The sequence below is a fragment of the Bradyrhizobium sp. KB893862 SZCCT0404 genome, from assembly GCF_018130885.1.
In the GTDB taxonomy this organism is placed as follows: Bacteria; Pseudomonadota; Alphaproteobacteria; order Rhizobiales; family Xanthobacteraceae; genus Bradyrhizobium; species Bradyrhizobium stylosanthis.
The window spans coordinates 388,332-402,176 of the sequence record NZ_JAFCLT010000009.1 but is presented as its reverse complement, the minus strand read 5'-3'; the positions used below and the strand labels follow the sequence as shown (position 1 = coordinate 402,176).

The following is a 13,845-nucleotide window of genomic DNA, read 5'->3' as shown; positions in this document are numbered from 1 at the left end:
TAGCAGGCAGGTTTTTGGACGGCGGCCACCTTAGCCAAGAGTGACGCCGCTGATAAGGGACGGGCTCGCACCAAAATGCATGCGCGACGGCGTTGCGATGCAAATGTGCAGGCATGATCCAGATAATGTGCGTAGCGGTTTTCCGAAAGAGTCACGCCAAAAAGGCAGGCGCGTTTCTTCGCGCCTCAGATGCGCCGCTCCTGCTTGAGACGGTCGATCACGGACGCGGCCTCCGGCGGTAGCGACTTGAAGCCCATCTGGCCGACTGTGGAGAACAGCGGCCGCAGATGCGAACCGGCCAGGAAGGGCGGCTGGTGGTTCGCGGGCACGATCCGGTCGAACACCAGCACCAGCGTGGTCGCGACGAGGCCGACCCTGAAGGCGCCGAGCGCGGCGCCGCCGAGCCGGTCGCCGATCCCGGCTTCGCCGATGGTGTCGTTCAGCGCGATGCGGCCGATATGGCCGAACAGCATGCCGACGACGACGAAGATGGCGAAGAACCAGATCCAGTTCTGCAACAGCGGCGAGTTCGGGTTGCTGGCGAGCTGCGGCGCGATCAGCGGCATCAACGCAACGGCGATGGGGGCCGCGAGGAGATAGGCGAGGATGGTCATCGCGCTGCGCAGCAGTCCGGTCCTGAAACCCAGCCAGACCGCGATGGCGAGCGCGGCATAGACGGCGAGATCGAAACTGTTCATGAGCGAAAGCCTGCCTCGATGGAACGAATGAACGCCGAACCGATCATTCCGGTTTCAGGTCGTTAAAATCGTCTGTATTGATGGCTGCAAAGAGCAGGGTTCCGCGCCAAGAACATCGCCAAGGACATCGCCATGTCAGACCTATTCGACGTCAGTAAAGAAACCATCCTTGTGACGGGCGCAAGCCAGGGGCTGGGGCGGCAATTTGCCCGGGTGCTGGCGGCGCATGGCGCGGCCGTCGCGCTCGCCGCGCGGCAGACCGAGAAGCTGAAGAGCCTCGAAGAAGAAATTCGCGGCAAAGGCGGCCGCGCCGCCGCCGTCGCGCTCGACGTCACCGACACCGCCTCGATCGCGAGGGCGGTCGATGCCGCGGAAGCCGCGCTCGGTCCCGTCACGGTGCTGATCAACAATGCCGGCATCGCCATCGAGAAGCTCGCGACCGAGCAGACCGAGGCCGATTGGGATGCGGTGATCGGCGCCAATCTCAAGGGCGCCTATTTCCTCGCGACCGAAATCGCCCGCCGCATGATCGCGCGCAAGCAGCCGGGCAACATCGTCAACATCGCCTCCGTGCTCGGCACCGGGGTGCTGAAGGCGGTGTCGCCCTACGCGATCTCCAAGGCCGGCATCATCCAGGCCACCAGGGCGATGGCGCTGGAGCTCGCCGGGCAGAACATCCGCATCAACGCGCTCGCGCCTGGCTATATCGACACCGAGATGAACCACGCCTTCTGGTCGACGCCGGCAGGCGAGCGCCTCGCCAAGCGCATCCCCCAGCGCCGCGTCGGCGCCGAGTCCGATCTCGACGGCGCGATCCTGCTGCTGGCGTCGCAGGCGTCAAGGTACATGACGGGGAGTGTGGTGACGGTGGATGGTGGGTTCTTGCTGAACTAACCGTCACTGTAGAGCCGAACAAGCGCGGCTCACTCTGCCGTCGTCCCGGACAAGCGCAGCGCAGATCCGGGACCCATAACCCCAGGGAGTAGTTTTGCGAAGACTTGGAGTGATCATCTCGCCCGACGACTTCTCCCTGTGGTTATGGGTCCCGGCCTTCGCCGGGACGACAGCGGAGGATGACGCACTCGCGCCACGCTAACTCCCCCGCATCTCCCCCTTGATCATATCCGCGGCCTTCTCCCCGATCATGATCGTCGGCGCATTGGTGTTGCCGCCGATCAGCGTCGGCATGATCGAGGCGTCGACGATCCGCAATCCCTCCACGCCGTGAACCTTCAGCTTCGGATCGACCACCGCCATTTCATCCGTGCCCATCTTGCAGGTGCCGACGGGGTGATAGACCGTGTCGACCCGATTGCGCAGAATGTTGCGGATGTCGTCGTCGGTCTTCACGTTCGCCGTGAACATGTCCTTCTTCTGCAGCGCGCGCATCGCAGGCGTCTCCATCAGCCTACGCGTGGTCTTGAAGCCCGCGACCATCGTCTCGAGATCTTCCGCCTCGCCCAGGAAGTTCGGATCGATCATGGGAGCGGCGAGCGGATCGGCGCTTTTCAGCCAGACGCTGCCTCGGCTCTTCGGCCTGAGCAGGCAGACATGGCATGAGAAACCCGCCTCCTTGTGCTTCTTGCGGCCGTGGTCGTCGAGCATCGCGATGATGAAGTGGAGCTGGATGTCGGGCACGTCGAGGTCGGGCCTGGTTTTCAGGAAGCCGCCGCATTCGGCGAAATTGGTCGTCATCAGGCCGCGCCGCTCCTTCCGATAGCGCTGGATGGCGCGGAGCAGGGACGGCAGCCGGCCGAGCGATGCGTGAACGAAGTGCGGATAGTCGGAGGCGTAGACGAACACGAAATCCGGATGGTCCTGCAGATTGCGCCCGACGCCCGGCAAATGATGCGTGACGCCGATGCCGTGCTTGCCAAGGGCATCGCCATCGCCGATGCCCGAAAGCATCAAAAGCTGTGGTGACTGGAAGGCGCCGCCGGCAAGGATCACCTCGCGGCGCGCGCGAAGCTGCTTCGTCTGCTTGCCCTGCATATATTCGACGCCGACCGCGCGCCCGCCCTCGAACAGGATCTTCGTGGCGTGCGCGCCGGTCTCGACGCGCAAATTGGCGCGCTTGTCGATGTGGGGATGCACAAAGGCCCGTGCCGCGCTCCAGCGCTCGCCCTTGTGCTGCGTCACCTGGTAGCTGCCGAGCCCCTCGTGGTCCTCCTCGTTGAAATCCTCGCGGATGCGGAACTGCGCCTCGCGCGCGGCCTGATGGAAGACGTCATGGATCGGATTGTCCGAGCGCAGCCGGTTGACATGCAGCGGCCCGCCCTTGCCGTGATATGCGCCGTCGAAATCGGTGTTGTTCTCCGAGCGCTTGAAATAGGGCAGCACGTCCCCATACGACCAGCCGGCATTGCCGAGCGTGGCCCAGTGGTCGTAGTCCCATTTGTTGCCGCGGATGTAGACCATGGCGTTGATCGCCGAGGAACCGCCGAGGCCCTTGCCGCGCGGCTGATAGCCGATGCGGCCGTTCAATCCCTTCTGCGGCACGGTGTCGAAGGCCCAGTTGGCCGCGCTGTACGGCAAGGCGAGCCCGAACGGCGTGGTGATCCGCCAATTGTCGTTCCGTCCGCCCGCATCGAGCAGCGCCACGGATGTCGCCGCATCCTCCGACAGCCGGCCCGCGACGGTGCAGCCGCCGGAGCCCGCGCCCACGACGACGAAATCGAACGTGTCAGTCACGATTGTTTCCCCCTTCCGAAAGTCTTTTTGTTGGTCGTCATTCCGGGGCGCGAAGCGAACCCGGAATCTCGGGGTTCCGGGTTCGCTTCGCGCCCCGGAACGACTGCCCCCTACGACATGAACCGCATCATCTTCTCCAGCCGCGCGATCTTGCCGCCATAGGGCGGATAGAGATCGGCGAGGCGGTTGAACTTCGAGCGATAGAACACCGGCTTCAACTTGCTGAACGTGCGAAAGCCCCATTCGCCGTGATAGACGCCGGTGCCGGACGCGCCGACGCCGCCCATCGGCTGGTTGATTTGCGCGAAGTGGAACAGGCAGTCGTTGACGGTGACGCCGCCGGAGATCGTGCGCGCCAGCACCTCGTCGCGCGCGGTGCGGTCCTTGCCGAACCAGTACAGCGCGAGCGGCCGGTCGCGGGCGTTGACGAAGGCGATCGCCTCCGCCGGCTCGCGATAGCCCAGCACCGGCAGCACGGGGCCGAAGATCTCCTCCTGCATCGCCGCCATCGCTTCGGTCGCACCGAGGATGAGCGTCGGCGGAAACTTGCGGTGCGCCTTCCAGTTCGGATCGTCCGCCTTCGCCGGCTGCAGGATCTTTGCGCCGCGCTGGGCGGCATCCGCGACGAGGCCTTCCAGCCGCGCATAATGCCGGTCGGAGATGATGGAGGTGTAGTCCTTGTTGGAAGGATCAGCGCCGAACATGCGCCGCATCTGCGCGCGCACCTTCTCGGCGAAGGACTGCAGCGCGTTTTCCGGCACCAGCACGTAATCCGGCGCGATGCAGGTCTGCCCGGCATTGAGCAGCTTGCCGTAGGCGATGCGCTCGGCGGCTTCTTCGAGATCGGCGGATGCATCGACGATCGCCGGCGACTTGCCGCCGAGCTCGAGCGTGACGGGCGTCAGATTGCGTCCCGCGGCCTCCGCGACCAGCCGCCCGACCCGGGTCGAGCCGGTGAACACGAGATGATCGAAGGAGAGGTGCGCGAAGGCTTTTGCAACGTCCTCTTCGGTGCCGGTGACCAGCATCTCGGTCGCATCGAACCGCGCGGCAATCGTCTCCTTCAGCAGCGCGGAGAAGTGCGGCGACAGCTCGCTCGGCTTGATGATGACGCGGTTGCCGGCGGCGATCGCACCGATCGCGGGCGCGAGCGTCAGCTGGAGCGGATAATTCCAGGGCGCGATGATGCCGACGACGCCGAGCGGCTGCGGCATCAGCCGGTTGCGCGCGGGCAGGAATTGCAGCGCGGTGCCGATGCGCTGGGGCGCCATCCAGCCCTTCAGGTATTTTGTCGCGTGCCGGATCTCGCTGTAGACCATCATCGCTTCGGCGATGGTGGTCTCGACCGCCGAGCGGTGGCCGAAATCGGCCGAGATCGCCTGCCGGAAGCGTTCCTCGTTGTCGGCGACGACGGCGCGTAAGCGCGCCAGCCGGTCGAGCCGTTCGGTGCAATCAGGCGCCGGATCGGTCCGCGACCGCGCGACCATGGCGCGGAAGCCATCCTCCAACGCCCGAATCGGGGCGCTCGTCAGGGACCGGTCCAAGGTTTGGTCCAGAGCTCGGTCCATGGCGTTACTCCCCGAAACGGCGTTTCGCCTCTGTTTGTTGCCCCAGGCTGGCGCTTTGTGGAACTTCTGGCAAGTCTACGGCAAATCGACCGGAATCCGGTCCATCTGCCTGTCATAAAGTCGAAAAAAACGTCCCCGCGGCCCTTTCCAAAGGCAGCCTGCCTTGATACATACGCCCCGCACCCGACGGGCTTTGGCCCGGGGTTGCCTTCCAAGGAAGCCTTTGGGACGGAAGAGGAAAGCCACGCGAACAGCGCCGGCCCACCATCCACCGTCCCCGGCATTTCGACGAAGGCGCGCAACGGTTTAACGCGGGGTGGAGCAGCCCGGTAGCTCGTCAGGCTCATAACCTGAAGGTCATAGGTTCAAATCCTATCCCCGCAACCAAATTCGGGTTTCACCGGATCCGATACGAAAACGGCCCGCTTGATGCGGGCCGTTTTTGTTTTGGGAGGGGCGCCCCCTTTGCCCCAAAAGCACGGACGAAAGTACAGAATCGACCTGGCCGAGGCCCGCAAGCTTAGCAAAAACGCCGAGTAGCCCCGGGGGATAGATGCGGGGGGCAAAAATTCGATGGGGCTTAAAGCCATAGAATACGCCTGCGCACCCTCCCAACCTGTTGCTCTATCTCACCGTTCCTGACCCCGCCTCTGGGCGCCACGCCTCGGGCGAGACGATGCTGAACAAACTGAAACCACGAGCGGGGGAAGTCTGTAGGAGTGTCTGTTGCGGGTCTCAATCATACCGACAGACTCAGCTTTCCTCCGGCGGTTCTTCGCTGCAAAGCAGACTTCTCTAAATTCAACTGCTCCGCTTCAATTCGCGCTCCGGTCTGCGCGGGATGTGCTTCGCGCAAATTCCCATCGTCCGGCTGTAGCCGCATCCATGCAACTTATCGGGGGACTTTCGCGCCGTGCAATCTTGAAGGCGGTTCCATTTTCTGCACAATCACCAGCTCGCGGGGCGTCGACCACATCGTTGTAGTCCGACGGGGGGAAAATGCTGGGAATGGTGATTGGCGGCATCATGCTTGCCGCGGGGGTAATTCTGACACTGGTGCCTCCATTTTTTATTGGGCCTATCCTGTTTGTTGCTGGATTGTTCATTGGCATAAGGGGGATGACAAAGACGGCGGTGACCGGCGTCAAACTCACCTCTTCGGCAGTGTCCGCGCTAGCCGGACAAGAGTCTCGGAATGCCAGCGAACAAGTGGCCGCCGCGTCGGGGCAAGACTTCAACCGTGCCAAATGGTCGACGCTCTTAGAGGTAGATCCTGAAATCAGGGAAGCCGCTGATGAAGTGGGTAAGCTCGGCCCCCGCTACGTCGAGCAACTCGCTTACAAGTACCTGTCGGTTGACGACAAGTCTTACCTGCCAGCTATCGTCGACAGTATCGTCCGTGCGGCGAAGGACGATCAACTGCGTGACGAAGCTGCCAAGCAGGAACAAGCGCGCGAGCATGCAGCGCTTCTTGAGCGAGAGCGCGAACAGAGCCTTCGGCAACGCGCAATGTTCAAGCGGTATGCGCCAATTGTCGGTGGTTGCGTTGCTATCGTTGTTGCCGCAGGGATCATCTTTCAGAACTTCATCCGGACGACCTTCCCGGACAGCGATCTTTCGGCACCAAAGGTCTGGGGATCAGAGGAGGCAGCAGTTCTTTTTTTGCTTCGCCAAGCTGATGCAGGGGTCACAGATCCGGCGTTTCATAGCCGTTGGACGAGCTCTGGACCAACTGCAGAGCTTCACGGTGAATGGTCGGACGGAAAACCTCATTTTGAGAAGCTGAGTGTAACGAAGACGGCTAGTTGCAAGTATTCGATGACGTCCACGACGGACCAGAAAAAGACAACGATGACTGTCGACATAAGCAAGATGGTGGCAGCCGAAAAGGGGAACGGTTATCGTGGTTTAGGCACGGCGATTATACTTAAAGGCTCTGTTGACGAGTTCTATTGCACTCAAGACGATGTCAGTGGCAGCAGTTGCGGAGGAGCGCCGTATCCGCGAGGCGAAGCTTGTAGAAAAGATTATAAGTGTCCCAAGGACTACAATCCGATGATTGTGTGGGAACTCCCCGAGACTTATCCGGACAGAATGATTTCCGCGTACAGATATCTGCGATCGAAGTGCTCGTAGGTGCGGTACCGATGACGCTGCCGGCGCGGTTGTGAGTTGTTAGGCGCCGCGATCATGCAGCGACGCGCAGCCTAAGAAGAACACTATCGAATAGACGCCGGCGCTAGGATACGTCTTTGCAAGGTAGCCTAAGTGACCTCGCGCCAAGCTGAACCCGAGGTCAGCTATTGAGTGTAGAGCAGGCCGGGCCCAAGCCATTACAAGCTCAGGGAAATTACAGCCGGCAGAAGTCTAGGGGGCGTCTGCTGCGGGTCCCCGCAACCAAATTCGGATTTTACCGGATCCGATATGAAAACGGCTCGCATCAAGCGGGCCGTTTTTGTTTTGTGCGCTGTGTGCCGACAGTCTCGCAAGGGATACGAACGACCGTCGGCGAGCCTGATCTCACCGCCCCTCGTAAACGGGGCGACGCTTTTGGGCCTGGGCATCACGCCCTTCCTGGAAATCCCTGGTCGCATACAGCGCGCGATATTGGTCGTCGAGCTTGGCCAGCGCCGCCTTCGAATCGTCAAGCGCGATATGGGAGGAGGCCAGCGACGTCTTGATTCCGAGCGGGGCGCATGCGGCGATCTTATTGGCGATCTCGACGGCCTTTGCGAGAGCTGCATCGCGGTTTGGGGCCACGTCCTGAACCGTTCCCATCCGGAGCGCTTCTCTCGCACCCCAATGGTCGCCCGTCAGAATGAAACGCATGGCATTTCCCCATCCGGCCTCTCGGGGGAAACGAACCGTTGAGCCGCCTCCGGGAAAGCGACCGTGCGTGTTCTCGTCCTGGCCGAACTCCGTGTCCTCCGACGCTATGCGGATGTCCGCGACAAGGAAAAGCTCGTGCGCCATATTCCAGGTATCGCCATGCACCGCGATGACCAAGGGCTTCGTGAGCGCCGGCTGGCTCCGCCCGAGAGGGTCGATGAAGCCGGGCCCATCCATCAGCGTCTTTCCCGATTGAGCGAACGCCTTGTAGGCATCGACGTCGACACCTCTGGAGAAGCGGTCGCCATGGCCGAACAGGACCGCCGCACGGAGCGAGGGATCTCGATCGTAGTCGTAATATGCTCTCGCCAGGCTCTCTGTCGCGTCCGGATCCAGCCGGTTGTCGATGTAGGGCCTGTTGATGCCGATCAGGACAATCTGGCCCTTGCGCTCGATGGTGATCTTCGTCTGCTCACCGTAGGGAATGTCGGCCATACGCGTGGACTGCGCGGTCGCGCCGGTTTGCGATGTCATCGACCTCTCCCGATTTTGGGGCCTGCAGCGCGTCCGGCCCGAAAATAAACGCCAACGTATCAGCGCGTCGTCGAGCGTATTCCGGGATGGAGCGTCCATTGCGCAAACGCACGGTTGCCGGGGCTCGCCCCATGCGCACGTCCCAAGTCGCGTGGACAGGCAATCGCAGTCTGACCCCTCAAAACTCCCTAATCACCTTCCCGTCCGCTCCGACCAGTGTCGACGGTGCTTCGCCGAACACCAGCCCCTCCGGCTGAAACTTGATCGTCTTGCCGCCCTCGACGAACTCCGCAAAATTCCTCGGCGTCGCCGAGTGCACGCCGTTGGCCAGGAAGTCGTCGATCTCGTAGCAGGTGTCGGGTTTGCCGCCGGAGCCTTCGCTCAAGTACTTCTGGAAGTTCTGGCTCGTCACCTTGGCCTTCTTGCGCGCCGACCAGTTGGTGTAGCGGCGGAACAGTTTCGGCATGATCACCGGCCCCTTATCGGTCGCGAGCACGCTGGTCTCACCGACCTTGGGCTCGCGCAGGTCGAAGTCGAAGGGCGGAATCGTCTTGGCGAGGTGCTTCCACACCAGCAGCTTCTTCGTGCGCGCGGTCTTGGTCAAGGCGAGGAAAGCCGTGATCTCGTCATCGTTCATGGAGGAGTAGAACGTCGGATAGGCAAGGCCCTGCGCGACCAGCCAGTGGTTGATGTCGACCTTCTCGCCGCCGGCCGTGACCTCGATATCGCCGACCAGCCGCCCATAGGTGTCGAACACCTCGTTCGGCGCATCGACATGGGTGAACACCCGGCACGCCAGCGTGGCTCCGCTGCTGCCGAGGAAATCATGCAGCGCCTTGGTCGCGGTGGCGCCGAGGAATTGCCGATAGGAATGCGTGACCTCGTGATAGGCCTGCTTCTTCGCATCGGTCAGCCCCTTCTTCTCGGCGGCCGACAGCGGCGACGGCATGTAGTGCAGCTCCGGCGCGTCGATGCCCTGCAGCCGGACGGTGAGCTTGCCGTTCTTGATCGGGGGCGTCGAGGTGCGGCCCTTCACCCTGGCGTTGTCGAAGACGCGGGTCGGATGGAACGGCGCGGTGTCGTTCTTGCGGAAGCGGATCGCGTCGGGCGCGACAGTCACCACCACCTTCGTGGTGTCGGCGTCCGACCGCCCCGCCGGCCAGAACTGGCCGACATCGATGGTGCCTTCGACCTCCAGCAGTCCCACGGGCATCGGCCGCTCCTGTCCAACGGGCGCGGCGGCCGCCATCCAATGAGGCAGCTCGCGCGCACACGGAAAGGCAGCGGACCATCTTCGTGCGACAGGCCCGTGACGGGAGGTGGGACGGAAGCGACAAGCTAGCGGCCGGCGCAGACAAAACGCCCGCGCGGCAGGAGCGCGCGGGCGTCGATGATTCGTTCAACGAAGCAGAATGCTTCTAATCAGGACCGATGCGGGCAGACCATCGTCAGATTGAGCAGCGTCGGCTTGTCCGAGCCCTTCTTGTACTCCCATTCCAGCCGGATCTCGTGCCGGTAGGCCAGGGCATCGCTCGCTGCGTGGGTGATGATTTTCGTCTTCATCGGGATCGGCGGCTCGGAGTTGAAGCATTTCCGGACGCAGGCATCGAGCAGGTCGCACCGGGTCAGCGGGATGACACCGGGCTCGTCTTTGGACAGCGGGACCGTGTTCGGTTGGGTGCTGAGATCGACGCGGGCCCGGCCCTTCTCCTTGTGCCAGTACTTGGCGCTGCCCTGCGGCCATGTCGAAGGCGGGTTCAGGATCAAATGGTACTGGCCGTATTCCAGGGTCGGCAGGTCGATGTCGTCAGATGCCTTGAGCTTGGCGACGCTCTTTTTCATGTTCGCCAAGGGATAGTAATTGGCGTTCATCAAGTCTCGAAATGCCTTGCCGCTATATACAAGTCCGGCCATCGCCTCTTCCCCGATATGTCTGTTTGTCAAAACCTGACGCTGGCTGCCGAAATGTGCAGCACGCCGCGACCGATCACACAATTTGTTGTGTGCAGTCACGCTACCACCCAGGACTGCACTTCGTCCAGCGATCCACCATCCGGTAACATCGCGTATCCCGCAAGCCGAATTGCCATGCATTCCCCTATGGGTAATGTACGCCAAACGCCTCGCGGGCGTTGGAGCGGGACTGCCGAGGGCAGTTCGTTGAAGGCACTGGAATGCATTGCTTCGCGTGTCAGTCGGCGATTGGTCCAGGCGACAGCTGGTGCTCCAAATGCGGGGCGGCGGTCCGCGAGCGCGTTGAGCCCGACAGCGAACGGCGGTTCGTGACGATACTGCGGGCCGACGTCGTCGATTCCACGGGACTGGTCGCCGAATTGGAGCCCGAGGCGGCGGTCTCGCGCCTTGAACCCGCGCTTGCCGCGATGCGGGGCGCGGTGCGCCAGTTCGGCGGCATCGTCAGCAAGGAATTGGGCGATGGCCTGGCCGCCGTATTCGGCGCGCCGATCGCCGACGACAACCACGCGCCGCTGGCCTGCCACGCCGCCATCGAGCTGGTCCGGCGCGTCGGCAGCCTGGGCGATCCCGGACTTCAGGTCCGGGTCGGCCTGCACTCCGGCCATGTGGTGGCCTACATGGTCGCCAGCGAATTTTCCAAGGTCTACGAGATCGGCGGCGCCGCTCAGCATCTGGCCGCGCGGCTGGAGGCGGCGGCCGAGGCGAACCAGATCTACGTCTCCCAAGCCTGCCAGGAGCTCGCGGACGGGCATGTCCGTTTTGAATCCCTCGGCCGCAGGACGCTGCGCGGCTTCGGCGAGCCGCTGCCGGTGTACCGCGTCATGGGCGCAAGCGATCTCTCGAGCTGGCGGGTCAGGCGCGCCCGCAGCGTGTCCCGATTCGTCGACCGCACGACGGAGCGGGCGCTGCTATGGCGTACGACGGAGCGGGTCGCCGCCGGCCGGCGGACGGTCCTGCTGATGGGGGACGCCGGGATCGGCAAGTCGCGCCTGGCGCATGAATTCGCGCAGGACCTCCGGGCCGGGGGCTGGCGGCTGATCGACGCCGAGTGCAGCCCGAATCTGCAGGGCGCACCGTACAGCGCGCTGAAGCGTCTGCTGCTCTCGGTGCTCGGTGGCACCGCGCGCGATCCGGCCGGGACGGACGATCCCAGAAATTCATTGCCGGTGGTGCAGCAGCGGGCGGTCGACGCGGTGCTGGACCTGCCGATCTCCGATCCGCAATGGGACGAGCTGGAGCCGCACGCCCGCCGCCGCGCAATCTCGGATGCGAGCTGCGCCATCGTCGAGAGTGTCGCCCGTCGCCAGCGCACCATCCTTCTGGTCGAGGACGTGCACTGGATCGACCGCGCCAGCGATACGGTGGTCGCCACCCTGTCGGCGCTGCAATGTCCTGATTTGCTGGTGTTGCTGACGACGAGGCCCAGCGGAATGCCGGTGTGGATCGCGCGCTGTCAGGCGGAAATCGTGGCGATGCGGCCTCTCGACGACGATTCGGGGCTGGCCATGCTGACGGAGATGCTCGGCCCCGACACCGCCAACACGGACCTGAAGAACCGGATCATCTCTCACACCGCCAACGTGCCGCTGTTCATCGAGGAAGTCTGCCGCAGCCTGAAGGACAGCGGCATGCTTCTCGGCCAGTGGGGCGACCTGTCCCTCGCGCGTCCCGTCGACGAGCTCGGCATCCCCAGCAGCATCCAGGGTGTGATCGCGGCGCGGCTGGATCGCGTGCCGCGACAGGAACGATCGCTGCTCCAGATCGCCGCGGCGCTCGGGCCCCGGGCAAACCAGGCCATGTTGCGGAAGGTCGCGGCCTTGCCGGAAGACGTTCTGCAGGAGTGCCTCACCGCGCTCGACCGGGCCGAGCTGCTGGTCAGGATCGACAGCGAGTTGGAGGACTCGCTCGAGTTCCGGCACGAGATGGTCCGGCAGGTGACCTACGATTCGATGGTCGAAAAGGTGCGCGAAGGCATCCATGCCAGCATTCTCGCTGCTCTCGAGACCGACGAAGCATGGGCCGACGGTCCCGACACGCTGTGCTATCACGCGACGCGGGCCAAGGATTGGCAAAAGGCATTCGACCATGGCCGGAGCGCTGCGCGAAAATGCCTGCTGAGCTCGGCCTATGCCGACGCGGTCGATTATTTCGAGATCGCGATGGGCGCTCTCGACAAGACCCCGATGACGCCCGCGCGGGAGGCGGCCGCCATTGACGTCCGGATGGAAGCGCGCCTGGCTTTCTCCGGCTCGGGGCGCGTCGCCGAAGCCATGGATCTCGGCAGCGAGGCCGAACGGCGGGCCGATGCGATCAACGACATCGGACGCAAGATCGCGGCCATGACGGTGCGGGCGGGTGCGCAGAACTTCTATGGAACGCCGCTCGAAGCCGTCGCGATCGGCGAAGACGTCGTGCATCTGGCGGAAAGCTCGGGCAATCCCGGCTGGCGCAATCTCGCGCAATATGGACTTGGGCAGGCGTATTTTCTGGCCGGCCGCTACCGGGAGGCCGAGAAGATGCTGGCCGCGGCCCGCGCCCATCTCGCGGGCTCGGCGCCAAGTGCCCCGATCGGCACGACGCCGCGATCGCTGCTCCTGCTGTGCTGCATGATGAACAGCATCGCCCTTACCGTCACGGGCGAGCTCGATCTCGCCGAACGTCTCCAGCAGCAGGCCGCCGCGATCGCGGAAGAGACCGGCCGTCCCTATGACCGCGTCGCCGCGGCCTATAGCGGCGGCTGGCTCAAGCTCGGCCGCAACGATCCGGCGGCGGCCGCCGCCATCCTCGAAGACGGCTTCGTCCTGGCGCAGAAGCACGGCATCCGGCTGTTCGTGCCGGTGCTGGCCTGCCATCTCGGCATCGCCTATCTCGAGCAGGGGCTGTTCGAGCGGGCGCGCGGCATGCTGACCGAGGCGCGCGAGGAGGCCAAGGCGGTCGGCTATACCTCGGCGGTGCTGCGCAGCTCGATCTATCTTGCGCTCGCAACCCACCGCCTCGGCGATGTCCAGGCCGCGCAGAACATGCTGCGCGAGGCCCGCAACACGGCGCGGCAGCAGGGGTTTTCAGGTCTCGAGGCCGAGGCGCTGTTCGGCGAAGCCGTGGCGACGCCGGCTTCGGGCGAGGAGAACAAGGCCGCGATCCTCGCCGCCCTGCGCGCCAGCATCGCGATCGCCTCCGACAGCGGCGCACTGCCGCTCCAGCACAAGGCCGCGGCGATGCTGAACGAGGGACTGGCGAAGGGCGATCAACTGACCTGACCGTAACTTCCTGCCCCTTGCCGACCCTTGCCGACCCTTGCCGATCGATCGCCGCGTCCCGCAGATGAGATACGCCGCGGCGTTTTTTCGCCCGACGGCCCTTTTTGATTTGCTAGATAAAACAATGGCTTAGTTTTTCGCTTCTACTGTGCATGGGCTTGTTTTCGCAGTTGTGTTGCAGCGGCCTCGTTTCGGCGCGGCGCAGCGGCGGTCGGTGCTGCTGCAAACACGAAGGCCCTTGCGCGGGTATGAAGGTCGGCTACCTTCGGTGGGCAGCTGGCCATGGGGCCAGGT

At 63.7% G+C, this 13,845-nt stretch carries 9 protein-coding genes and 1 tRNA gene; 4 read left to right on the top strand and 6 right to left on the bottom strand.

Going from position 1 to position 13,845, the window contains the following annotated elements:
• Positions 1–185: 185 nt before the first annotated feature.
• Positions 186–698, bottom strand: a complete 513-nt coding sequence (locus tag JQ617_RS31700) for a CvpA family protein (RefSeq protein WP_212029728.1) — start codon at positions 696–698, stop codon at positions 186–188.
• A 132-nt stretch (positions 699–830) separates the two neighbouring features.
• Between JQ617_RS31700 and JQ617_RS31695 the strand changes: the two genes are divergently transcribed.
• Positions 831–1,592 carry an SDR family oxidoreductase gene (locus JQ617_RS31695; RefSeq protein WP_212029727.1) on the top strand — a complete coding sequence of 254 codons (762 nt, stop codon included), beginning with the start codon at positions 831–833 and terminating at the stop codon, positions 1,590–1,592.
• Between the two features lie 198 nt (positions 1,593–1,790).
• On the opposite strand, the gene JQ617_RS31690 is transcribed toward JQ617_RS31695, so the two are convergent.
• Both JQ617_RS31690 and JQ617_RS31685 read right to left on the bottom strand, forming a co-directional pair.
• Positions 1,791–3,389: a GMC family oxidoreductase gene (locus JQ617_RS31690; RefSeq protein ID WP_212029726.1), complete on the bottom strand. Its 1,599-nt coding sequence runs from the start codon at positions 3,387–3,389 to the stop codon at positions 1,791–1,793.
• A gap of 110 nt (positions 3,390–3,499) precedes the next feature.
• On the bottom strand, positions 3,500–4,957 hold the full coding sequence (locus JQ617_RS31685; protein WP_212029725.1) for a coniferyl aldehyde dehydrogenase: 1,458 nt from the start codon (positions 4,955–4,957) through the stop codon (positions 3,500–3,502).
• A 310-nt stretch (positions 4,958–5,267) separates the two neighbouring features.
• On the opposite strand from JQ617_RS31685, the gene JQ617_RS31680 reads away from it, so the two are divergent.
• Positions 5,268–5,344: transfer RNA gene (locus tag JQ617_RS31680), tRNA-Met, on the top strand.
• A 612-nt stretch (positions 5,345–5,956) separates the two neighbouring features.
• Positions 5,957–7,093, top strand: a complete 1,137-nt coding sequence (locus JQ617_RS31675) for a hypothetical protein (protein ID WP_212029724.1) — start codon at positions 5,957–5,959, stop codon at positions 7,091–7,093.
• A gap of 384 nt (positions 7,094–7,477) precedes the next feature.
• On the opposite strand, the gene JQ617_RS31670 is transcribed toward JQ617_RS31675, so the two are convergent.
• The 3 genes from JQ617_RS31670 to JQ617_RS31660 form a co-directional block, all read right to left on the bottom strand.
• The gene (locus tag JQ617_RS31670; protein WP_249157699.1) at positions 7,478–8,320 is read right to left on the bottom strand and encodes an enoyl-CoA hydratase-related protein; all 843 of its coding nucleotides are present in this window, start codon (positions 8,318–8,320) and stop codon (positions 7,478–7,480) included.
• 178 nt (positions 8,321–8,498) lie between these two features.
• Positions 8,499–9,533 (bottom strand): thermonuclease family protein, encoded by a 1,035-nt coding sequence (locus JQ617_RS31665; protein ID WP_212029723.1) that lies wholly within the window; start codon positions 9,531–9,533, stop codon positions 8,499–8,501.
• A 209-nt stretch (positions 9,534–9,742) separates the two neighbouring features.
• On the bottom strand, positions 9,743–10,234 hold the full coding sequence (locus tag JQ617_RS31660; RefSeq protein ID WP_063686739.1) for a hypothetical protein: 492 nt from the start codon (positions 10,232–10,234) through the stop codon (positions 9,743–9,745).
• 260 nt (positions 10,235–10,494) lie between these two features.
• Between JQ617_RS31660 and JQ617_RS31655 the strand changes: the two genes are divergently transcribed.
• Complete coding sequence (locus JQ617_RS31655; RefSeq protein WP_212029722.1) at positions 10,495–13,551, top strand: ATP-binding protein; 3,057 nt, start codon at positions 10,495–10,497, stop codon at positions 13,549–13,551.
• Positions 13,552–13,845 lie beyond the last annotated feature (294 nt).

Excerpts from the sequence above, each read along its gene's own strand:
- JQ617_RS31700 (WP_212029728.1), bottom strand. The coding sequence starts at position 698 with ATGAACAGTTTCGATCTCGCCGTCTATGCCGCGCTCGCCATCGCGGTC.
- JQ617_RS31695 (WP_212029727.1), top strand. The coding sequence starts at position 831 with ATGTCAGACCTATTCGACGTCAGTAAAGAAACCATCCTTGTGACGGGC.
- JQ617_RS31685 (WP_212029725.1), bottom strand. The coding sequence starts at position 4,957 with ATGGACCGAGCTCTGGACCAAACCTTGGACCGGTCCCTGACGAGCGCC.
- JQ617_RS31675 (WP_212029724.1), top strand. The coding sequence starts at position 5,957 with ATGCTGGGAATGGTGATTGGCGGCATCATGCTTGCCGCGGGGGTAATT.
- JQ617_RS31670 (WP_249157699.1), bottom strand. The coding sequence starts at position 8,320 with ATGACATCGCAAACCGGCGCGACCGCGCAGTCCACGCGTATGGCCGAC.
- JQ617_RS31665 (WP_212029723.1), bottom strand. The coding sequence starts at position 9,533 with ATGCCCGTGGGACTGCTGGAGGTCGAAGGCACCATCGATGTCGGCCAG.
- JQ617_RS31660 (WP_063686739.1), bottom strand. The coding sequence starts at position 10,234 with ATGGCCGGACTTGTATATAGCGGCAAGGCATTTCGAGACTTGATGAAC.
- JQ617_RS31655 (WP_212029722.1), top strand. The coding sequence starts at position 10,495 with ATGCATTGCTTCGCGTGTCAGTCGGCGATTGGTCCAGGCGACAGCTGG.